General features: G+C 44.7%; 20 protein-coding genes. 8 read left to right on the top strand and 12 right to left on the bottom strand.

The genetic code is table 11. From position 1 onward, the window contains the following. Positions 1–18 precede the first annotated feature (18 nt). The 3 genes from ACO1PK_RS09850 to gpmM form a co-directional block, all read right to left on the bottom strand. Positions 19–801 carry a divergent polysaccharide deacetylase family protein gene (locus ACO1PK_RS09850; protein WP_423185462.1) on the bottom strand — a complete coding sequence of 261 codons (783 nt, stop codon included), beginning with the start codon at positions 799–801 and terminating at the stop codon, positions 19–21. A 69-nt stretch (positions 802–870) separates the two neighbouring features. After that, positions 871–2,028, bottom strand: coding sequence for a murein hydrolase activator EnvC family protein (locus ACO1PK_RS09855; RefSeq protein ID WP_423185463.1), 1,158 nt, complete (start codon positions 2,026–2,028; stop codon positions 871–873). Then, positions 2,029–3,573 (bottom strand): 2,3-bisphosphoglycerate-independent phosphoglycerate mutase, encoded by a 1,545-nt coding sequence (gene gpmM, locus ACO1PK_RS09860; protein ID WP_423185464.1) that lies wholly within the window; start codon positions 3,571–3,573, stop codon positions 2,029–2,031. It lies immediately after the preceding gene. A gap of 201 nt (positions 3,574–3,774) precedes the next feature. Between gpmM and ACO1PK_RS09865 the strand changes: the two genes are divergently transcribed. The 4 genes from ACO1PK_RS09865 to gpsA are packed head-to-tail and all read left to right on the top strand — an operon-like array spanning position 3,775 to position 5,987. Next, complete coding sequence (locus tag ACO1PK_RS09865; protein ID WP_423185465.1) at positions 3,775–4,209, top strand: rhodanese-like domain-containing protein; 435 nt, start codon at positions 3,775–3,777, stop codon at positions 4,207–4,209. A 2-nt stretch (positions 4,210–4,211) separates the two neighbouring features. Further along, positions 4,212–4,469: a glutaredoxin 3 gene (gene grxC, locus ACO1PK_RS09870; RefSeq protein WP_423185466.1), complete on the top strand. Its 258-nt coding sequence runs from the start codon at positions 4,212–4,214 to the stop codon at positions 4,467–4,469. Positions 4,470–4,487: 18 nt separating this feature from the next. Continuing rightward, positions 4,488–4,976 (top strand): protein-export chaperone SecB, encoded by a 489-nt coding sequence (gene secB / locus ACO1PK_RS09875; protein ID WP_423185467.1) that lies wholly within the window; start codon positions 4,488–4,490, stop codon positions 4,974–4,976. Continuing rightward, a complete protein-coding gene (gene gpsA / locus ACO1PK_RS09880; RefSeq protein ID WP_423185468.1) occupies positions 4,977–5,987 on the top strand; it encodes an NAD(P)H-dependent glycerol-3-phosphate dehydrogenase in 1,011 nt (336 codons plus the stop codon). A 66-nt stretch (positions 5,988–6,053) separates the two neighbouring features. On the opposite strand, the gene ACO1PK_RS09885 is transcribed toward gpsA, so the two are convergent. Further along, positions 6,054–7,940, bottom strand: a complete 1,887-nt coding sequence (locus ACO1PK_RS09885; RefSeq protein WP_423185469.1) for a putative bifunctional diguanylate cyclase/phosphodiesterase — start codon at positions 7,938–7,940, stop codon at positions 6,054–6,056. Between the two features lie 163 nt (positions 7,941–8,103). On the opposite strand from ACO1PK_RS09885, the gene ACO1PK_RS09890 reads away from it, so the two are divergent. Then, positions 8,104–8,568: a tRNA (cytidine(34)-2'-O)-methyltransferase gene (locus tag ACO1PK_RS09890; RefSeq protein WP_423185470.1), complete on the top strand. Its 465-nt coding sequence runs from the start codon at positions 8,104–8,106 to the stop codon at positions 8,566–8,568. Here ACO1PK_RS09890 and ACO1PK_RS09895 read toward each other — a convergent pair. From ACO1PK_RS09895 to ACO1PK_RS09905, 3 genes are read right to left on the bottom strand one after another with little or no spacing between them, the layout of a single operon-like run. Continuing rightward, positions 8,545–9,576 carry an alpha/beta fold hydrolase gene (locus ACO1PK_RS09895; protein WP_423185471.1) on the bottom strand — a complete coding sequence of 344 codons (1,032 nt, stop codon included), beginning with the start codon at positions 9,574–9,576 and terminating at the stop codon, positions 8,545–8,547. The two genes, ACO1PK_RS09890 and ACO1PK_RS09895, sit on opposite strands and share 24 nt — an antisense overlap. 28 nt (positions 9,577–9,604) lie before the next feature. Beyond that, a complete protein-coding gene (locus ACO1PK_RS09900) occupies positions 9,605–10,975 on the bottom strand; it encodes an ATP-binding protein (RefSeq protein ID WP_423185472.1) in 1,371 nt (456 codons plus the stop codon). Further along, positions 10,972–11,682: a response regulator gene (locus tag ACO1PK_RS09905; protein ID WP_423185473.1), complete on the bottom strand. Its 711-nt coding sequence runs from the start codon at positions 11,680–11,682 to the stop codon at positions 10,972–10,974. The genes ACO1PK_RS09900 and ACO1PK_RS09905 overlap by 4 nt, the downstream gene beginning before the upstream one ends. Positions 11,683–11,823: 141 nt before the next feature. On the opposite strand from ACO1PK_RS09905, the gene ACO1PK_RS09910 reads away from it, so the two are divergent. After that, positions 11,824–12,306, top strand: a complete 483-nt coding sequence (locus ACO1PK_RS09910; protein ID WP_423185474.1) for a Spy/CpxP family protein refolding chaperone — start codon at positions 11,824–11,826, stop codon at positions 12,304–12,306. 18 nt (positions 12,307–12,324) lie between these two features. On the opposite strand, the gene glnG is transcribed toward ACO1PK_RS09910, so the two are convergent. The 4 genes from glnG to glnA all read right to left on the bottom strand — a co-directional run bounded on the left by glnG (position 12,325) and on the right by glnA (position 16,967). Further along, complete coding sequence (glnG, locus tag ACO1PK_RS09915; protein ID WP_423185475.1) at positions 12,325–13,737, bottom strand: nitrogen regulation protein NR(I); 1,413 nt, start codon at positions 13,735–13,737, stop codon at positions 12,325–12,327. Next, positions 13,734–14,798: a nitrogen regulation protein NR(II) gene (gene glnL, locus ACO1PK_RS09920; protein ID WP_423185476.1), complete on the bottom strand. Its 1,065-nt coding sequence runs from the start codon at positions 14,796–14,798 to the stop codon at positions 13,734–13,736. The genes glnG and glnL overlap by 4 nt, the downstream gene beginning before the upstream one ends. Before the next feature lie 78 nt (positions 14,799–14,876). Continuing rightward, positions 14,877–15,401 (bottom strand): DUF4124 domain-containing protein, encoded by a 525-nt coding sequence (locus ACO1PK_RS09925; RefSeq protein WP_423185477.1) that lies wholly within the window; start codon positions 15,399–15,401, stop codon positions 14,877–14,879. 156 nt (positions 15,402–15,557) lie between these two features. Then, positions 15,558–16,967: a glutamate--ammonia ligase gene (glnA, locus tag ACO1PK_RS09930; RefSeq protein WP_423185478.1), complete on the bottom strand. Its 1,410-nt coding sequence runs from the start codon at positions 16,965–16,967 to the stop codon at positions 15,558–15,560. Positions 16,968–17,315: 348 nt separating this feature from the next. Between glnA and typA the strand changes: the two genes are divergently transcribed. Together typA and ACO1PK_RS09940 are read left to right on the top strand one after the other, a co-directional pair. After that, entirely contained in the window at positions 17,316–19,145 is a 1,830-nt protein-coding gene (gene typA, locus ACO1PK_RS09935) for a translational GTPase TypA (protein ID WP_423185479.1), read from the top strand. Positions 19,146–19,399: 254 nt separating this feature from the next. Beyond that, positions 19,400–19,690: a high-potential iron-sulfur protein gene (locus tag ACO1PK_RS09940; RefSeq protein WP_423185480.1), complete on the top strand. Its 291-nt coding sequence runs from the start codon at positions 19,400–19,402 to the stop codon at positions 19,688–19,690. An 89-nt stretch (positions 19,691–19,779) separates the two neighbouring features. On the opposite strand, the gene ACO1PK_RS09945 is transcribed toward ACO1PK_RS09940, so the two are convergent. After that, complete coding sequence (locus tag ACO1PK_RS09945) at positions 19,780–20,346, bottom strand: response regulator transcription factor (RefSeq protein WP_423185481.1); 567 nt, start codon at positions 20,344–20,346, stop codon at positions 19,780–19,782. Positions 20,347–20,382: the final 36 nt, after the last annotated feature.

A 20,382-nucleotide genomic window follows, 5' to 3' on the forward strand; every position in this document is an offset into this window, starting at 1 on the left:
GCAAGTTCCGGAGCTTTTTTATTTACCTTGAGTATGCAAACCCGCTGGTTCAGTAAATCCTGCGGCTATAACTTGATGCGTTGCCGGTAGTAACGCAGAAATGGTGACTAACTCTACGCCTTCTGCCGCTAATTGTGGTAAGCGCTGTTGTAAAAAACGATAGGTTTCAGGATAGGGGTGGCCAATAGCAATAGCGGTTTGATGTCGCTTAGCGATGTCGATTAACTGTTGAAATTGTCTCTCTATTGCTGGTTGGTTTTGTTCATTATCTAGAAAAACATGGCGCGCAAGTAGTGCTACATTATGCTTTGCTGCGTAATATTTTGCTGTGCTCTTGGGCGTTGTTAAACTATCAATAAAAAAAAGTTGCCGTTGCTCTAAATACTCCATAGTCCAAGACATGGGTTGGTCTAACGCCGTAAAAAGACTCCCCATATGGTTATTAATACCAATAGCGTAAGGGATATCAGCCAAGGCTAACGCCAAGGTATGGTGTATATCCTGACGTGACATCCCTTGAGTTAACGCTCCTTGACCAAGGGCGTTTTGGTTTGTTGCTTCCATTGGCATATGAAGAATAACATCTTTTTGTTGAGTGAATGCCAATTGAGCTGCTTGCCTGCCATAGGGAGTATGAGGTAAAACAGCCATGGTAAGGTTGTAAGGCAGCGCTACCATAGTTAAATCAGATTTCTGATAGCCAATATCGTCGATAATAATGGCGATGCGAGGGCTGGCTATTGCTAGACCATGTATGAATAGGATTGAGAGAAGTAATAAAAAACGCGCTTGCACGACCATGCTATCCTTAATTATGTGTTGGGCTTAATCTTGTTTTTTAATAATAACAATATCTAAAGGTCACGCCTGCTAAGGGCGTGTTAACCAGAGTAAGGGATTAATGGCTTCCCCTTTGTCTCTTATTTCAAAATACAGCGCGGGATCCGCTTGACCACCGCTGGCGCCTACTAGCGCTATTGCCTCACCTGAACTTACACGATCGCCGGGTTGTTTCAGTAAGGTTTGATTATGGCCGTAGAGTGACATAAAACCTGCACCATGATCTAAGACGATGACCCAACCATAACCTTTTAGCCAGTCTGCATAGATGACTCGGCCTTCAGCTATGGCTTGGACATTGGCACCATTAATTCCCTTGATTAAAATTCCCCTAGCGGGCATCCCTCCTTGACGATTTTGGCCAAAGCGTTGTAATAATTGGCCTTTGACTGGCCAAGGGTATTTTCCTTTGCCTGCAGTAAGACCAGCCATATCTTTATTAAGATCTGCCAGTCTGCGTAACTCGTTGATGGTATTTTGAAGGCTACTTTCATTCTGACGTAAATAGCTTAGCTGGTTTCCTTGCTCCGCTAAAACTGACTGTAACTGTTTTATCGAGTCTTGTTGGCTGGCTCGGGCTACGGTGAGTTGTTGTTGTTGCTGTTCTAAATTAGTTAATTCAGCTTGAATCAGTACTTGTTGCTCGTTTAGTTTCGCTGCAATTTGCGCTAACTCTTGGACAGTTTTGTTGATCTTTGCCAATTGTCGCATACGTGCCTGATTAAAATACTGATAGTACGTCAGTATTCGCTCAAGTTTTGCAGTATCTTGCTGGTTGAGCAATAAGCGGGAATAGTCATGCTGTCCCATGCTATAAGCGCTTTTTAATTGCGCAGCTAAGAGTTTTTGCTGTGTGGTAAGCTCTTGTTGTAACTTTTGCTGTTGTAAACTTAAGCGGGCACTTTCTTGTTCTAGCTGTTGTTTACGCGCTGTGGTTTGCCGCAGTTTTAAAGAGGCTTGTGCTAAAGCTTGGTCGGCTTGTTGTAATTTTTGCTCTGCTTGTTGCAGCTGTCGTCTTTGTTGTCTAAGCGTTTGTTCTGTTTGCTTAATTTGCTGCTGAACTTGCTGCAGTTCTCGTTCAGCAGTAGGGGTGTTTTGCGCAAAGGCGGGGATCATAGACACACACACACACACCAGTGCAGCAATGCACCAGTGTTTGAGTGAGTCATAGCCTAAAAAATGTAGCATTTAGTGTAATTGCATTAAAACCTTGCCGGTCATCTCTGCAGGTTTCGGCAAGCCGAGCAAATGCAGCATGGTAGGTGCAATATCACTTAAGATGCCGCCAGAGATTGCAGTTGCTGGGCGACCAACGTAAATAAGTGGCACTGGGCCGCTGGTATGGGCGGTGTGAGCCTGACCTGATGTTTCGTCTTGCATCATTTCAGCATTACCATGATCAGCCGTGATTAAACATTCGCCACCTACTGACTTTAATGCCTCGACTACTCTGCCAATGCTTTGATCAACGGCTTCAACTGCTTTTATCGCTGCACTCATAATACCGGTGTGTCCCACCATATCGCCATTTGGATAGTTACAAATAATCACATCAAACTGTCCACTATGAATGGCAGCCACCAGCTTATCAGTTAGCTCAACAGCATTCATCTCAGGTTGTAAATCATAGGTAGCGACTTGCGGTGATGGAATTAAAATACGTTCTTCGCCAGCAAAAACCTCTTCGCGGCCACCAGAGAAGAAAAACGTCACATGGGCATATTTTTCTGTTTCGGAGATCCGCAATTGCGTTTTGTGGTGTTTGGCCAGCCATTCGCCTAACACATTATGCAAACTTTCTGGCGGGTAGGCACAGGGGGCTTTGATATCAGCGGCGTATTCGGTGAGCATGATAAAGCTGCTTAGCTTAGGTTGAACCTGCCTGGTAAAGCCTGCAAACTCGGGTTCGACAAAAGCGCGCGTAAATTGTCTGGCTCGGTCAGCTCTAAAGTTCATAAAAATCAGCGCATCGCCGTCTTCCATTGTAACAGCCTTTCCTTCCGCCGTTAAAATCACCGAAGCTTTTACAAATTCATCATTTTCATCGCGCTCATACGCTGCCGCGAGAGCAGCACTTGCAGTGGAGAACTGGTATAGCGCCTTGCCCTGAGTTAACAAGTCATAAGCTTGCTGCACGCGATCCCAGCGTTTGTCACGATCCATCGCATAATAGCGACCAATAATAGAGGCAATCTGACCTTTACCACTATGTGCAAAGTGTTGCTCGAATAAGGCTAAGGAGTTTGCGGCGCTGCGCGGCGGCGTATCCCGGCCATCTAAAAACGCATGCAAATAAATTCGTGTAGCACCTTGCTGCTCTGCCAACTTTACCATCGCCAGTAAATGTTCTTCGTGGCTGTGCACGCCACCCGGAGATAGCAATCCCATGATATGCACTGCTTTATCCGCAGCAACCGCTTTTTCAACAGCATTAACAAGGACGTCGTTTTGGAAAAAATCACCGTCTTCGATTGCTTTAGTGATACGCGTGAAATCTTGGTAAACAATTCGACCTGAACCAAGGTTAACATGGCCGACCTCAGAGTTACCCATTTGGCCATCGGGTAAACCAACATCTAAGCCTGAACCAGAAATGAGGCTGTGTGGGTAAGCTTGCCATAACGCGTCCATGACCGGGGTATTCGCTTGTGCAATAGCATTATTTTCGGTTTGTTCGCGATAGCCCCAACCGTCAAGGATCAATAATACCAGAGGTTTTTTCGGTTGGTTCATAACATCTCCATAAACAAGTTTGTAAGCGAAAAACTGCTGAAAAAGTTGAAGTTAGTATCTTACCGATTTTTTGTTATTTCTCCAGTAATGATTCGTGTAAAGTCACTTAGGCCTGTGTTAAAGCCGATTTTTTAGATGTCGATTTTGCACAAAGTGGGTATACTCAGCGTTGTTTTAATTTCAACCTGAGAATTTGTAGTTATGAGCCAATTTGTTGAATTTCTCGGCAACCACCCCTTGTTAAGTGGGGTTTGGGTTGTATTGTTCTTATTAATCATCGGTAGTTGGTTAAAGTCGTTGTTATCCCCCATCAAAGCGATATCGCCAACGGAATTAACCTTGTTGGTCAATCGTGAAAATGCGGTAGTTGTGGATATTCGAAATGAAGATGAGTTTCGTAAAGGCCATATTACTGATGCAAAAAACATCAAACAGGCAGAAATTGACAGTGAAAAACTGGCTGGGCTTGAAAAGCAAAAAGATGCTCCCATTATTGTAGTATGTCAGGCAGGTATGAGTGCAAGTAAAGCAGCCGCATCTCTGGCTAAACTTGGCTTTACAAAAGTCTCAATCTTACAAGGCGGCATGGGGGCATGGACGGGTGCCAGCTTGCCAGTAGTGAAAACAAAGAGGTAATAATGGCTGAAGTCACTATTTACACTAAGGCATATTGTCCTTATTGTGTGCGTGCTATTGGTTTGCTACGCGAAAAGCAGGTTGCATATCAGGAAGTTCGTATTGATTTACAACCAGAGCGGCGAGAAGAAATGATTCAGCGTGCTGGTGGCCGCACCACGGTCCCGCAAGTTTTCGTGAATGGACAGCACCTAGGTGGCTGCGATGATATCATGGCACTCAATGCTGCCGGCAAACTTGACCCTTTATTACAAGCATAATTCAAAATAGGATTTATCATGGCAGAACAACAAGCAAATGGTGTAGCAGCGGAGCAAGCTGACCAAGGTTTACAATTTGCAATCCAGCGTATTTTTGTAAAAGATATTTCTTTCGAAGCACCGAATGCACCTGCTATTTTTCGTAAAGAGTGGAAGCCGGAAGTTAAGTTAGATTTAGACACTCGCAGTGAAAAGCTTGATGATAATACCTATCAGGTTGTATTGTCATTAACAGTGACCACCACTGTAGGTGAAGAAACCGCTTTCCTTTGCGAAGTTCAACAAGCGGGTATTTTTTCAATCGGTGAGTTAGAAGAAATGCAGATGGCACATATGCTTGCTGCTTTTTGTCCTAATATTCTTTTCCCTTATGCGCGTGAGGCGGTATCAAGCTTGGTTAATCGTGGTACTTTCCCACAGTTAAACTTGGCGCCGGTAAATTTTGATGCGTTATTCGCTCAGTATTTACAACAACGTCAAGGTCAAACCCAGCAGCTGAACGCTTAAATGCTGCAACCATCTGCAATTACTGTATTAGGCGCGGGATCTTATGGTACCGCGCTAGCTATCTGCTTAGCGCGTAATGGCAACAGCATTACGCTGTGGGGGCGCAATCAAACGGAAATAAGTTTGATACAACAACAGGGCGTTAATCAGAAGTACCTACCCGATACTCGATTGCCTGCTAGTTTGCAGTTAACGGCGGATTTAGCTGCTGCGGTGCAAGCCAGCCGTGATATTCTGGTGGTTGTACCTAGCCATGCTTTTGCTGAAACGCTACACCAATTAAAACCCTTGTTGGCTACTAATGCTCGTGTAGCCTGGGCAACCAAAGGTTTAGAGCCTGAAACAGGGCGTTTACTGCAAGACGTTGCCGTAGATATTCTAGGCCCAAAGGTCTCTTTAGCCGTACTGTCCGGCCCTACTTTTGCTAAAGAAATGGCTGCAGGCTTACCGACGGCGATTTCACTTTCCTCTAAAGATCCTGAATTTATTCAACAGCTTTCAGATCTGTTGCACTGTGCTAAAACCTTTAGAGTTTATACTAATCCAGATTTTATTGGCGTACAGCTTGGTGGCGCCGTAAAAAACGTGATTGCGATTGGTGCTGGTATGGCTGATGGTATTGGTTTTGGTGCTAACGCCCGCACTGCGCTGATTACGCGTGGTCTCGCCGAGATGAGCCGTTTAGGCTGTGCTCTAGGGGCACAAAAAGATACTTTTATGGGAATGGCTGGTTTGGGTGATCTGGTGCTTACCTGCACTGATAATCAATCTCGTAATCGCCGTTTTGGTTTGTTACTTGGGCAGGGTAAAGATGTTCAAGCGGCAATGCAAGAAATTGGTCAGGTCGTTGAAGGTTACCGTAACGCGAAAGAGGTATTTAACTTAGCGCAACGCGTTGGTGTTGAAATGCCGATCACGGAACAAATCTTCCAAGTGCTTTATCAAGCGAAAAACGTCCGATTGGCAGCTCAAGATTTATTAGGCCGGGAACGGAAAGACGAGATTAGTTAAGGTTAGCCGCTTAAATATATTCACGAAAGATAATGGCGCTTACTGCGCCATCATTCATTTTCCGCCTTACTCATTTGCCGCCATACTCTTTGGCTGACTACTCTCCCGAGCCAGTAGTTTGGCAATATCGGCTGCGGCAACGGCTTTACTAAAATGATACCCTTGTTGACTATCACAACCCATGACATGCAGTAAGTAGGCTTGCTTTTCTGTTTCTACATTGGTTGCCGCAACGCTCAGTTCAAGATAACCTGTTAACCGAATTAATGTGGCACAGATATTTCTTTGCTGTTCTTGTTGCTCAATCGATCTGATTATTGATGCCGATAATTTTACACCGGACAATGGGTATTGCCGCAATTGCGTAAGTGAAGAGATCCCTTCACCAAAGTTATCCAATATTAGCGTAAAGCCCATTTTCACTAGGCCATTTAAACGCTCTCTAAGCCAAAGGGTAGAATGGTTAAAAATACTTTCGGACAACTCAAGTTCAAATAAACCAGCGCTGACATCATGTTCTTCTAATACCGAAGCCATAAATGTTAACAGATCAGGTTGTTCAAACTGCTGATTCGAAATGTTTAGGGCTAAACGCCCTCGCATCAAGCCGGTTTTTTCCCAGAGTTTTACCTGCTGGCAAGCTTTGCGGAAAACCAGTCGATCTAAACGAATGATCAGTCCGGTTTCTTCCACTAACGGCATAAAGGTTGGCGGCGGTAGCATGCCACGAAACGGGCTAGGCCAACGCAGTAAGGCTTCGAAACCTATAATACAATTGCTGCTTATACTTATCTTTGGTTGGTAATAAACCTCGAATTCATTTTGTTTCGCACTACGCTCTAATTCTGCTTCCAAAGCGAGATAATCCGGAGCTTGAAATTGGCTTGCGCTATCTGCGAAGCAAAGGCTATTTCTACCTTGAACGGCCGCTTTAACGGCGGCTTTTTCTGCACTTTTGTACAGCGTATAAGCATCAAGACCATCAACGGGGCTGATGCTGATGCCAATGAATATATTTAAATCGCGGCTAAGGGCATCTGTTTCTGGTTGGTCAAAGCAACCAAGGATTTTGTGGCCCAGTTTATTGACAAAAATGGTACTATTTTCATTACACAAATGCGGTGGAACCAGCAAGGCAAAAACGTCGGTCTGACAACGTGCGAGTAAAACCGTAGAGGGAAGGCTTTGTTGTAAGCGAATTGCCACTTGCATCGCCAATTGATTAAAATCGGGTTGTGGCGAAGAGGGATATTCAGGGAAAACCGGCACCAGTTGCATATAGATAACTGCAGTCGCAGGGAAATGCTCATCGCAGCTCTGTAACGTTAAGGTCAGTTGTTCTTCAAATAATTTTTTATTTGGCAATAAGGTATTGCTGTCTCTTAACTGCTGGAGCAGTTGTTGTTCATTTTCTCTACGGAGCTGGCTGATATTTTGGCCATACAATAAAAACACAGGTGCACGTAATTTATCGGGTTGCACTGCTTGTATACTTAATTGAAATGCCTCACTGGTGTGGCCATTAAACAGCCAAGCTGCACCATCCCACCGACCTTCAAGCCTAAGCTGGTTTTTTACTTTGTGGTTAAGTAGCTCGGTAGCACTTTCATCAGCAAACAAATACAAAGGACCAGCAATTGTAGTCGTTTGTTCGTGTTTTAAAATACGTTTTAAAGAGCTGCTACCGTTTTGGAGGTTCAGGTTTCGATCGAGTAGCGCAATAATGCCCTGTGTTTCAGAGAGCAATTCATTAAAGCTTGTGCGTAATTGCGCTAGCCTGTGTTGGCGACGGCCCAAACTATATAAAACCAATGACAAAACGAGCACCACCAAGCACAGTATTACTGCAATCAGTAAAAAAGCCCCTTCGACAAAAGGCTGATTGTTAGCAGCCGCTGGCTGAGCTAGCAATAATAAAGGAACGACTAGTAGCGCTCGGATATTTAGGGTCATTACGAAACTACTCCTGATTAATTTCTGACCTGTTTTGACTATAGATGTTTTTGAGCTGCGGGTACAGCTTCCAAGACAAAAATAATGTGATTTAAGAGAAAGCACTTTGCAAGTCAGCCCAGCAATAGTACATTTGCGTGATTGTTTTAAAAAGGTTTTTATTATGTTTCATATTGCTTTATTTGAACCGCGCATAGCTCCAAATACAGGGAATATCATTCGTTTAGCTGCGAATAATGGTAGTCAACTGCATATTATTGAGCCAATGGGGTTTGACTTTGAAGAAAAAAAATTACGTCGAGCAGGGTTAGATTATCATGATTTAGCTCGAGTTACTCGTTATGCTAATTATCAACAATTTGCTGCAGCCATGCAGGGAAAACGTATTTTTGCTGTAACCACCAGAGGACAACGCTTTTATCATCAAGTGCAGTATCAGGCAGGTGATGTGTTATTGTTCGGATCGGAAACCTCAGGCTTGCCTGATAGCGTTCGAGACAGTTTACCTGTCGAGCAAAAAATCCGTATTCCTATGCAAGCCGATGCTCGAAGTTTAAATCTCGCTAATAGCGTCGGTATCGTCAGTTATGAAGCTTGGCGGCAGCTAGGTTTTAGCGGTGGCGTTTAGCGAGCTCAAGAAGTTATTAATCGTAGCAAGTGCGAGCTGACGCAAGGGATCTTGTTCCATCAATATTTCATGTTTAGCTTGCGGTATCTCAACCAGTTGTTTTGGTAGAGTAGCGGGGAGTTGTGCAAACCAGCGCCTTTGCGCATCATTCGCCACAACGTTATCATCCGTACCTTGCAGTAATAAAATCGGTGTGGCGCAGCGACTTGAATAGGTTAACAGCTGCCGCATCGCCAGAATAGCTTGGTGTAGCCATTGACAAGTCACACCCCCCAGCTGCAGTAGTGGTTCGGTTCGGTAGCAGTCCCTCAGCGCTTGATAGCGAGCAAGGCTGCCTGTCAGCTCGTTTAAAGCAAAGGGTTTATCCTGATACGTGGTTTGGCCAATAAAGTAGCGTTGTTCTGCGAACAATCGCTGACCTAGGCGACAGTAGAGCAAAGCTGCAGGCTCCGCCAGCCATTTCGGCACCTTTCCTGTGTAAATGCCGAACATCGGTGAACAAAGCACCGCGCCAGAAAAAAAATGTTGCCACTGCTGCCAGCGAGGCAGGGTTAACAATGCCGTTGCAATAGCAGCCCCCATCGAGTGCGCAAGTAACAAGTGCTGCTGATAACCTGCAGGTTTAACGATATCAGTGAGGAAGGTCACTAAGTCTTGCTGATAATCGTGAAAGTCGGCAACATAGCCCAACTGGGGATCTGCCTGCATCCTGCCGGATCGCCCTTGACCTCGGTGGTCAAGAATAAAAACGCTGTACCCAGCCTGCTGCAGTTCATAGATAAGTTCTGTGTATTTTATTGCAGTTTCAATGCGACCACTACTAATCACCCAAGCTCGAGTGGCGCCGGGTGTGACACAAAAACTATAATGGATTGGCACACCAGCAACACCCTTAAACTGCCCATGCTGCAGCTGCTGCCAAAAAGGACGCAGTCGTGAACGCCAATGTTCAGCTAATTCTGATTCAGTGACACATTGTAGTATGGCAGGAAAGGGCAGATCTGACATGGGTTAATATTGGGCTCTACTGAGAAATTTAATGGTTCGCTGGTAGTGTAAGTCTAATATTAACCTGAAGTCCACCGCCATTGGGCAATGAAGCGCTCACTTCGCCCCGATGTTGCCGAATAATTTGGGCGACAATTGCCAAGCCTAAGCCAGTACCACCAGTACTTTGTGTTCGACTATCACTAACCCGAAAAAAGGGTTGAAAAATGTCTTCAAGTAAATTCTCTGGTAGACCTGGGCCTTGATCTCGGATACTCAGCGTGACATCCTTTGCTTGCACTTTTATGGTGCATTCAATTCGACTAGCCGTCGGGCTATATTTCAGCGCATTTCGTAAAATATTTTCAATTGCTCTGCCCAGTAAGCGGCTATCCGCTTCGATCCAAAGCTGTGCTGGCGCATCTAAACTAATTTGCTGGCTTTTATTATCGGCATCTAATTGATTAATGCTAATAACTTCTTCGGTTAAGGCCACCAAATCACAGGCATGCAAATCCAGCTGGTACTGCCCCGCATCAAGGCGGCTGTAGGTAAGTAACTCGTCTAGCATTGAATCTAGCCGTTCTAGTTCATTTTTAATTCTGGGCAGTTGTTGTAAATCCTGTTGTCGTTCGGTTAAGCCTAGGGCGAGTTGTGCTCTGGCTAGCGGTGAACGTAATTCATGTGAAATATCCCGCAGTAATCTTTGCTGATTTTGTAATAAAGTACTGATGCGTTCTGCCATGGTATTAAAGCTTCGACCCAGCTGGCCTAGCTCATCTTTACGCTCAGCAAGCTTTGGCACTCGGCTATCAAATTGTCCAGCCGCAAAGCACAGATTTTGCTTAACCAGTTCGCGTAATGGCCGAGAAATGGAGATGGCTAGGATAAAACTTGCCGCGGCCGAGGTAAGTAGCAACAATAAAACCAAAATAGGCGCTGATAAGCCACTAAGTCGCCACCAAGGTTGACTGGGACGTTGTCGTTGTTGGTATAACGCTAACTGTTGTTGGTTAATATTGAGCATAAAAGGGCCGGCTAAGTGGGTATTGTTGTGCCGCAATAAACGGGGTTTATTTAGCTGATTTAGTTCGGTTAGCCAGTTTGTGTTAAAGTTTCTTGGCAGTGCTTGCGGTGTCAAAATCCGGTTTTGTTCTACGTCTACTAGAATCCAGCTATTGCTATTGGTGCGCTGTAACTGCTCTAACAATGCTTGTATGCTGGTGTGGTTATTTAACTTTGCCGCTTCCCTTTGCAGCTGTATGACCAATTGCGGTGCTAAACGACGGATCTCGGTATCTTCAATAAGTTGCCTGCTTAGGAACAACGTAAGGCTCACCGTGAGTAATAACACCAGCCAGAACCAGACAAAAATTCGTCCTGCAAGCGAGTTTATCGGATTCAAACGCTCGAAGTTCATGTCTTGGACTCAGTTAAAAACAAGTAACCGCTGCCGCGTATAGTTTGAATTTTCTCTACTTGGCTAAATTGCGCTAACTTTTTACGCACATTACTTATATGCATATCTAAGCTGCGATCATACATTTGTAAGCGACGCCCAAGCACCGTCTTACTTAACTCTTCTTTACTAACGATTTCACCCGCTTTACGCATCAATAATTCGAGTAACTGGAATTCAGTTGCGGTGAGAACTACCAGTTGGCCACAGCAACTAACCTGACGATTTTGGATGTTAAGTTCGACTTCGTTTAGTTGAAAAACACTAATGGCTGGAGCATGATCTTGTTGCGTCAATTCAATACGTCTTAAAATAGCTTTAATCCGTGCCACTAACTCTCTTGGATTAAAGGGCTTGGCGAGATAGTCATCCGCACCTAACTCTAAGCCCAAAATACGATCGATATCATCACCGCGTGCCGTTAGCATTAATACCGGACAGTAAGGTCCAGCACGTAGCGCTTTTAACACTGATAAGCCATCCAGTTTTGGCAACATGACATCAAGTAAGATCAAATCGGCGTTAGCCGTACTTACGCTTGCTAAACCCGTTTGGCCATCGTGCACCGCTGCAAATTCAAAGCCGTCAAGCGCCAGATACTCTGCAACGAGTTGACATAATTCAATATCATCATCAATCATCAGAATTTTTGGCGGGTGCTTTGGCATGCTTTACTCCTTGTTTCTCCATGTAAGTTTACTCTTAGCAAGTTCACCTGTCAGGCTCTTTACGGAATCTTTACCTGTTATTTGCGTTGCTTTGCAATGGTGCCGCTATGCTGTCATGGTCACAACAGAGGAGTGCAGAATATGAAAATGAAAACCGTGTTAATTACTTTAGGTGCCTTGCTGGTGTTAAGTGGCGGAGTAATCGCTAATGAAACAGCAAATGAGCGCGCGCTAAAAGTGTCTAGCGGGCAGCCATTACAGGCCCGCTTGAACAAAAACCTGAAACAGTTGGCATTAACGCCTGAGCAGCAAGTAGCTATCCAGGCACTTGTCGCCGAACATCGCCAAAACCGTGCGCCACGCTCCGAAGCTCCTTTCGATCGACAAGCCTGGCGGACTTTGATGGACGCCCCGCAGTTTGATAAGACCAGTGCTCGAGAGTTGCTTGAGAAAAGACAAGGGCGCCAGTTGGAGCAGCAATTACATGCCATGCAATTACAGCATCAAATTCGTCAGTTACTGACTGACGAACAGCGGCAGCAATTGGATAGCCAGCGTGCAAAAAAGCGCTCGGAAAGAACAAAAGAACGGCGCCGCAGTAAAGCCGCGCTTGCCGAGAGTTAAGGCTGGGGGAAACTCAGCTTAATCTACCCCAAGTTCTTTTAGTTTACGCGTTAAGGTATTGCGGCCCCAACCGAGTTTGCGGGCCGCATCTTGTTTATGGCCATGAGTGTAACGTAACGCTTGTTCTAGAATCACTTTTTCAAACGCGGGTGCGGCTTCGGCCAGAATGTTTTCGTCACCGGCTGCCAGTCGCCCAGCTACCCATGCCGCCAGTAAGCTTTGCCAATCGCCATCAATGACATCAGTTTGGTTCTTATGAATAGCTTTGCTCGGTTGAGACAACTCAGGTGGCATATCGGCGACAACAATATGTTTACCACTTGCCATTACGGTAAGCCAGCGACAGGTGTTTTCTAATTGCCGCACATTCCCCGGCCAATCTAAATGGGTTAAAAACAGTTCAGCATCTTTACTTAAGGTTTTTGCCTCAACATTTAACTCTGTGGCGGCCTGAGCAAGAAAATGACGCGCCAGCTTTGCAATATCTTGGCGACGATCTTTTAAAGTAGGTAAATGAACGCGAATGACATTCAGGCGATGGAATAAATCTTCTCTAAATTTCCCGTCTTTTGCCAGTTGTTCGAGATTTTGGTGTGTCGCAGCAATAATTCGTACATCCACGCTTACTGCTTGATGGCCACCAACTCGGTAAAACTGGCCATCGGCGAGAACCCTGAGCAAACGTGTTTGCACATCCAGTGGCATATCGCCTATTTCATCTAAAAACAGCGTACCGCCATCAGCTTGCTCAAACCGTCCCTTGCGTAAGGTGTTTGCTCCAGTAAAGGCGCCTTTTTCATGGCCGAAGAGCTCAGACTCTATTAAGTCTTTAGGAATGGCAGCCATATTTAAGGCAATAAAGGGTTGCTCTGCGCGAGGGCTGTGTTTATGTAAAGCTCTGGCAACGAGTTCTTTACCGGTTCCAGATTGTCCATTTATCAACACGCTAATACTAGATCGTGCCAGACGGCCAATAGCACGAAACACCTCCTGCATCGCGGGAGCTTCACCAATGATTTCAGGACTGATAGTTTGCGGCAGAGGCTGGTGCTTTGCCAGTTGATTTTTACTATGCTCTAAAGCTCTATTAATTAACGCTACGGCATCGTTGACATCGAATGGTTTAGGTAAATATTCAAAAGCGCCTCTTTTGAAAGCATTAACGGCACTATCTAGATCAGAATGGGCCGTCATAATGATTACCGGTAGGTCTGGGCTCAGCTGTTGAAGTTTACTCAACAAAGCCATACCGTCGGTGCCAGGCATACGGATATCTGATACCACGACGGCGGGGCGCTCATATTCCAAGCGTTGCAACATTAAATCTGCAGAGGCAAAGCTTTCGCAAGCGATATTTGTTCTGCTTAATGCTTTTTCCAAAACCCAGCGTATAGAATTGTCATCATCAATTATCCAGACACATTGGTTCATAGATCTTCCTCGCAGTCGGAAATTGGTAGATAAATCATAAAGGCGGTATGGCCTGGCCAGCTTTCACAATCAATCCAACCACGTTGTTGGTGAATGAGTGTTTGTGCTATTGATAAGCCTAGGCCTGTACCGCCGGGCTTGCCGCTGACCATTGGGTAAAATAAAGTATCACGAATAGCGCTGGGAATACCGGGGCCATTATCAATAACCTTAATGCAAGCAACCAGTTTATATCTTTTGCCATGTAAAGTGTGTTGATGCAGGATACGGCTTTGTAAACTGATTTGCCCTCCTTGGCTAAGCGCCTGCTGCGCGTTACGTACAATATTAAGTAATGCCTGCTCTAGCAGTTCAGGATCAAATAAAAAGACTGGGATACTCGGGTCATAATCACGCTGAAAATAAATATGGGTTGGATTATCCATTTGCGCTAACTGTAGGACTTGCTCAGCAATTTGATGCAGATTACTTAAACGTAGTTGGGGAGGACGATAAGGGCCCAGCAGCCTATCGACTAGATTCCGTAGGCGATCTGCCTGCGCAATAATAAGTTGGGTATACTCTTTTTGCTCATCATCTAGGGATTCTTCTAGCAATTGTGCTGCACCACGTAACCCACCGAGTGGGTTTTTAATTTCATGCGCCAACCCCCGAATTAATTCACGTGCAGCCAAGTGTTGATGTTGTTGCAAGCTTTCCATGCTGATTTTCCGTTGTTGATCAACTTGCCGCAACTCCAGTAATAAACAGGCAGGTTGCTGTTCCAGTACTACTGTAACTGCGATATCTAACAATAAATGCCTACCATCGACTAAAACCGCTTGCACATCGCTCACGCTAAATGCCTGACGACTTTGTAACGCATGCTGTAAATGGCTGGCTTTCATTTCGAGATGCTGGAATAAACCTGGAAAATATTGTTGGTTCAGACGTTTCTCACCAAGTCCTAAAACAGCACAGCTTGCAGTATTAAAATAACGTACATTTAGCTGCTGATCCAATAACAGGACAGCAGTCGTGAGTTGATCTACCAAAGCATTGTTGCATGAAGCTTGCGGCATAACGTTTCCTCTTGCACCAAAATGGTGCTTAAGGAAGCCAGTGTATCCCGCAAAAAGCAGAATTTCACTTGCTATGCACTATTTTGGTCTAATTAAGCTTGCTCTATGTAAATAGAAAGTCGTTATCTGACTTGTTGCAATTAGCTTGCCGCTTTGATCAAGCAATTGAAGTTGAAGGGTATGCTCACCACGCTCAATATCTCTCAGCACAAAGGCTGTGCTACTTTTAGGGTCGCCATGTGGCATGCCATTAAGGAGGAGTCTGACGCGAAAGCCACGTTGAAAACGTGGTGTGATTCTACCTGAGATATAAACAGAGCCCGTGTTGTCTCGGACCGTGCCTTGGTGTTCTGGTTGCAGGATTTCAACATTATAAGTTTCTGGTGTTGGCGCTTTTCTCTCTGGAAACCTGACTTCTGTTGCTTCCATTAGGTTTGGTTTAACCTTAAAACTCACTTCTTCTGAGCCTGGCGTTGGGCTATCAGAAAAAACTAATACACCATTAGCATCCCGGCTAACATAGATTTTTTTTTCCTGCGCAGAGACTGTAGCCGGAAATAAAACAAAGAGTTGCACAATAAAAATTAACCAGAGCAGTCTCATCAGCTGATGAATCCTTAAGTAAGTCGTCCTGACGTTGTGTTAACTTTAGCTGGTAATTAGTAACTTTTCTACAAAAAAAGCTCACCGAAGTGAGCTTTTATTTTAATTTTATCTCCAGCATTTTAATTACTAGAGTATATATATCAGTGCGTTAAATTAAACGCTGTAATACAGTTCGAACTCAAGTGGGTGAACAGCCATTGACACTTTGCGTGCTTCAGCGCGTTTAATGGCAATGTAGGCATCAATCATACCATCAGACATTACGCCACCTTGCGTAAAGATTGCACGATTTTTGTCTAACTCATTTAGCGCTTCGTCTAAAGAGGTGGCTACCTGAGGAATACTTGCAGCTTCTTCAGCAGGTAAGTCATACAGATCTTTATCCATCGCATCACCAGGGTGAATCTTATTGATGATTCCGTCTAAGCCTGCCATTAACTGAGCAGTAAAGGCTAAGTATGGGTTAGCCGCTGGATCTGGGAAGCGACACTCAATACGACGCGCCTTGGCACTCGGCACCAATGGAATACGGATTGACGCTGAGCGGTTACGAGCAGAATACGCCAGCATAACAGGTGCTTCGAAATGCGGCACTAAACGCTTGTAAGAGTTAGTTGATGGGTTGGTAAAAGCGTTAATCGCTTTTGCATGTTTAATAATACCGCCAATGTAGTACAGCGCTAATTCAGATAAACCAGCATATTTATCACCGGCAAACAGGTTTACCCCGTCTTTTGCCAATGATTGGTGACAGTGCATACCAGAACCGTTATCGCCAACCAGTGGTTTTGGCATAAAGGTTACGGTTTTACCGTATAAATGGGCTACGTTATGAATAACATATTTTAATTGCTGAACTTCATCGGCTTTCTTGGTTAAGGTATTGAAACGAGTAGCAATTTCGTTTTGGCCGGCTGTAGCAACTTCGTGGTGGTGAGCTTCGACAACCTGGCCCATTTCTTCCAGTACCATACACATAGCACTACGGATATCATGACCTGAATCTACTGGTGGTAATGGGAAATAACCGCCTTTCACGCCAGGACGATGACCTTTGTTGCCGTCTTCATAAGTTGTACCAGAATTCCATGCAGCTTCAGTTGAGTTTAATTTGAAGAATGAACCTGACATATCCGTATGGAAACGGACATCATCAAACATAAAAAACTCTGGTTCTGGGCCAAACAACACGGTGTCGGCAATACCCGTAGACTTTAAGTATTCTTCTGCACGCTTAGCAATAGAACGCGGATCGCGGTCATAACCTTGCATAGTGCTGGGTTCGATAACATCACAAGTAATGTTTAAGGTGGTTTCTTCAAAGAAAGGATCTAACACAGCGCTTGATGCATCAGGGAGTAAGATCATGTCTGAATCATTGATCCCTTTCCAGCCGGCAATTGAAGAACCGTCGAACATTTTACCGTCTTCGAAGGTATCTTCAGAGATTTGGCTAACAGGCACACTAACGTGTTGCTCTTTACCTTTAGTATCCGTAAAGCGGAAATCAACAAACTTCACGTCATTTTCTTTGATAAGTTTAAGAACGTTTTCTACAGACATGCATTCCTCCAAGTGACCCAATTTGGGCATTTATTCGGTTGGTTGCTCTACTAGATGCTATTACTATGCCAATGTTTTAAGTGTCTATTATTAAAAGGGTTAATTTTTTATCGAGACCTTGCCTGTAATGCTTTGCACCAGATTGGTGCGCAACTGCATTATATTGGTGCTTCATCTGGTGCAGATGAGTTTAGCTTAAAAGCGTCGATTTGAAAAAAAAACCGCAAAAGCTTGCACGGAATTTTTCTTTCGCTGAAAAAAAAGAGTAGAATATGCGCCCTTTAGTTTAAAAATCGCGTTAGCCTGGTGGTCATTATGGTCATCTAGTGCCACAGAGGATACATTTACATGAGCGTCACGGCTTCATCTTTAGACAAACTGCGTAATATCGCAATCATTGCCCACGTTGACCACGGTAAAACCACCATGGTTGATAAACTATTACAACAATCTGGTACTTTTGATTCGCGCGCTAAGATGCAAGAGCGGGTGATGGACTCGAATGCCCAAGAGTCTGAGCGGGGTATTACTATCCTAGCAAAGAATACCTCTGTGCGTTGGAACGGTTATCAAATCAATATTCTGGATACTCCCGGTCACGCCGATTTTGGCGGTGAAGTAGAGCGGGTATTGTCTATGGCTGACTCTGTATTGCTATTAGTGGATGCTGTAGAAGGTCCGATGCCGCAGACGCGCTTTGTAACGCAAAAAGCTTTTGCCCACGGTTTAAAGCCGATTGTGGTTATCAATAAAGTGGATAAACCAGGCGCCCGGGTTAATTGGGTTATCGATCAGGTTTTTGATTTATTCGACAACTTAGGTGCGACTGACGAGCAATTAGACTTTCCTATTGTTTACGCCTCAGGCTTAAATGGTTGGGCTTCGCTAGAAGCTGACGTAAAGAAAGACGATATTACTGATTTATTTAAAGCTATTGTCGATTATGTTGCGCCACCTGCTGTAGAAGTAGATGGTGAAACGCAGTTACAGGTATCTCAGTTAGATTATTCTAGCTACTTAGGTATTATTGGTATTGGCCGTATTAAGCGTGGTTCTTTAAAGCCAAACCAGCAAGTCACTATCGTGGGTGCAGATGGCACTAAGCGTAATGGTAAAGTTGGTCAGGTTTTTGGCTACTTAGGCCTTGAACGTATTGAAACGCAAGAAGCGTCTGCCGGTGATATCGTTGCGTTCACGGGTTTAGGTGAGCTGAAAATTTCAGACACTATATGTTCAACAACCAAAGTTGAGGCCTTACCCGCGCTGCAGGTAGACGAACCGACAGTAACGATGACTTTCCAGGTTAATACTTCGCCGTTCGCCGGTAAAGAAGGTAAGTTTGTAACTTCACGGCAGATTTTAGAGCGTTTAACTAACGAGCTAAAACACAACGTAGCATTACGCGTACAAGAAACTGAAGACGGTGACAAGTTCAAAGTGTCAGGCCGTGGTGAATTACACTTAGGTGTATTAATTGAAAATATGCGTCGTGAAGGTTTTGAATTAGCCGTTTCTCGTCCAGAAGTTATCATGAAAGTGGTCGATGGCGTGAAAATGGAGCCAATGGAAAACGTGACTATTGATGTTGAAGAACAGCATCAAGGCGCCATCATGGAAAAGATGGGCGAGCGTAAAGCCGAAATGACCGATATGCAGCCAGATGGTAAAGGTCGGATCCGTATGGATTTCTTAATGCCAAGCCGTGGTTTAATTGGTTTCCGTACCGAGTTTATGACGTTAACCTCGGGTACAGGTTTGATGTACAACAGCTTCTCGCATTATGGCGAACATAAAGGTGGCACTATCGGTCAGCGTACCAACGGTGTACTAATTTCCAATGCCATGGGTAAAGCAGCGGGTTACGCTATTTTCTCTCTGCAAGAACGCGGCCGGATGTTTATTGGTCACGCTGAAGAAGTGTACGAAGGTCAGGTTATTGGTATTCATAGCCGTAGCAACGACTTAACCGTTAACTGCTTAAAAGGTAAACAGCTGACTAACGTCCGTGCATCCGGCACTGATGAAGCGATTAACTTAGTGCCTCCGATTCGTTATACGTTGGAACAAGCACTCGAGTTTATTGACGATGACGAGCTGGTTGAAGTAACTCCTAAGTCTATCCGTATCCGTAAGCGTCATTTAACTGAAAATGATCGTAAACGTGCCAGTAGGGCATAAAACTCAAGTTATATAACTTGTTTTATCTTTCTCAAAACCCCAGTCCAGCACTGGGGTTTTCTTTTAGACTAAAGTGCGACTTTTTGTCGCAGTGCAACAGCATCCATTTCTGCGTTTTTAGCGTATTATTACTGCTGCCGGGTTCACTTTAGCTTGCTTCGATTGTCGAAGCTTTGCAAGTAACCTTGATGCTTATCAAATCCACAACGAGGGATCTTAAGTATTATAAAAGGCGACAATGCAGGAGATACACAATGAATAATATTAATAGACGTAGTTTTTTTAAGATTTCTGCCGGTGCAGTAATAGGGTTAACCGCGGGTGGTGTAAGCCTACGAGCTTTTGCTGCTGAGCAACTTAAGCTGGATGATCCACTGGCAGCGGCGATGAAATACACGCATAAATCAGAGAAAGAAGGCCAGAATTGCGCCAACTGTAATCTGATCCAAGGCGAAGATGGCCAAGCTTGGCGTCCATGTGCAATTTTCCCAGGTAAAGTTGTGGCCGCTGAAGGGTGGTGTGCAGCCTGGGTGAAGAAGGTTTAACCGACTTATAAGGTTAGAGTCGGCTTGCTCGACTTTAACCTTGCTTAATATGCTGCAAGCTTCCCTTGTTCACTACAACCGCGTTAGGGTTAATTGACCCCATCTTGGCTATCCTCAGCACGTTTTTCTGGTCTTTTCTTCAAGAGTTTGCGTTGTAATGTTCGTCGATGCATCCCCAGCGCACGTGCAGTATGCGAAATATTGCCAGCATACTGCTCCAGTGTACGCTGAATATGCTCCCATTCTAATTGGTCGGGGGTTAATAATGAGCTGTCTTCGGCTGCTATTTTACTGCTACTAGCAGCGGAGAGCTGCAGGCTTTGTAATAGAACCGAGAAATCAATCGGTTTAGTTAAATAGTCATCTGCGCCTAGTTTAACGGCTTGCACGGCAGTGGCGATACTGGCAAAGCCGGTAAGCATTACAATGCGACAAGCAGGATAGGCTTGCCGTAATGGTGCGATCAAACTAAGGCCAGATTGCTCCGCAATGCGCAAATCAATTAAGTAGCATGCTGCTGTTGTCATCAGCAGTGCGGTCTCCGTCACTGGGCCAAGTAAAGTAGTGACAGTAAAGCCTTGTTGGGTTAAGCGCCTGGCCAGTGTTCTAAGTAAAATCTCATCGTCATCTACCAGGCAAATATCATAATTAACCATGTCGGTAACCCCTATATTATCGATGGCAGCAGCTTG

This window comes from Alishewanella sp. d11, from assembly GCF_049390205.1.
Taxonomy (GTDB): domain Bacteria; phylum Pseudomonadota; class Gammaproteobacteria; order Enterobacterales; family Alteromonadaceae; genus Alishewanella.

What these genes read in the sequence shown, in the direction of transcription:
- ACO1PK_RS09850 (WP_423185462.1), bottom strand. Translation starts at nt 801, where the DNA reads ATGGTCGTGCAAGCGCGTTTTTTATTACTTCTCTCAATCCTATTCATA.
- ACO1PK_RS09855 (WP_423185463.1), bottom strand. Translation starts at nt 2,028, where the DNA reads ATGCTACATTTTTTAGGCTATGACTCACTCAAACACTGGTGCATTGCT.
- gpmM (WP_423185464.1), bottom strand. Translation starts at nt 3,573, where the DNA reads ATGAACCAACCGAAAAAACCTCTGGTATTATTGATCCTTGACGGTTGG.
- ACO1PK_RS09865 (WP_423185465.1), top strand. Translation starts at nt 3,775, where the DNA reads ATGAGCCAATTTGTTGAATTTCTCGGCAACCACCCCTTGTTAAGTGGG.
- grxC (WP_423185466.1), top strand. Translation starts at nt 4,212, where the DNA reads ATGGCTGAAGTCACTATTTACACTAAGGCATATTGTCCTTATTGTGTG.
- secB (WP_423185467.1), top strand. Translation starts at nt 4,488, where the DNA reads ATGGCAGAACAACAAGCAAATGGTGTAGCAGCGGAGCAAGCTGACCAA.
- gpsA (WP_423185468.1), top strand. Translation starts at nt 4,977, where the DNA reads ATGCTGCAACCATCTGCAATTACTGTATTAGGCGCGGGATCTTATGGT.
- ACO1PK_RS09885 (WP_423185469.1), bottom strand. Translation starts at nt 7,940, where the DNA reads ATGACCCTAAATATCCGAGCGCTACTAGTCGTTCCTTTATTATTGCTA.
- ACO1PK_RS09890 (WP_423185470.1), top strand. Translation starts at nt 8,104, where the DNA reads ATGTTTCATATTGCTTTATTTGAACCGCGCATAGCTCCAAATACAGGG.
- ACO1PK_RS09895 (WP_423185471.1), bottom strand. Translation starts at nt 9,576, where the DNA reads ATGTCAGATCTGCCCTTTCCTGCCATACTACAATGTGTCACTGAATCA.
- ACO1PK_RS09900 (WP_423185472.1), bottom strand. Translation starts at nt 10,975, where the DNA reads ATGAACTTCGAGCGTTTGAATCCGATAAACTCGCTTGCAGGACGAATT.
- ACO1PK_RS09905 (WP_423185473.1), bottom strand. Translation starts at nt 11,682, where the DNA reads ATGCCAAAGCACCCGCCAAAAATTCTGATGATTGATGATGATATTGAA.
- ACO1PK_RS09910 (WP_423185474.1), top strand. Translation starts at nt 11,824, where the DNA reads ATGAAAATGAAAACCGTGTTAATTACTTTAGGTGCCTTGCTGGTGTTA.
- glnG (WP_423185475.1), bottom strand. Translation starts at nt 13,737, where the DNA reads ATGAACCAATGTGTCTGGATAATTGATGATGACAATTCTATACGCTGG.
- glnL (WP_423185476.1), bottom strand. Translation starts at nt 14,798, where the DNA reads ATGCCGCAAGCTTCATGCAACAATGCTTTGGTAGATCAACTCACGACT.
- ACO1PK_RS09925 (WP_423185477.1), bottom strand. Translation starts at nt 15,401, where the DNA reads ATGAGACTGCTCTGGTTAATTTTTATTGTGCAACTCTTTGTTTTATTT.
- glnA (WP_423185478.1), bottom strand. Translation starts at nt 16,967, where the DNA reads ATGTCTGTAGAAAACGTTCTTAAACTTATCAAAGAAAATGACGTGAAG.
- typA (WP_423185479.1), top strand. Translation starts at nt 17,316, where the DNA reads ATGAGCGTCACGGCTTCATCTTTAGACAAACTGCGTAATATCGCAATC.
- ACO1PK_RS09940 (WP_423185480.1), top strand. Translation starts at nt 19,400, where the DNA reads ATGAATAATATTAATAGACGTAGTTTTTTTAAGATTTCTGCCGGTGCA.
- ACO1PK_RS09945 (WP_423185481.1), bottom strand. Translation starts at nt 20,346, where the DNA reads ATGGTTAATTATGATATTTGCCTGGTAGATGACGATGAGATTTTACTT.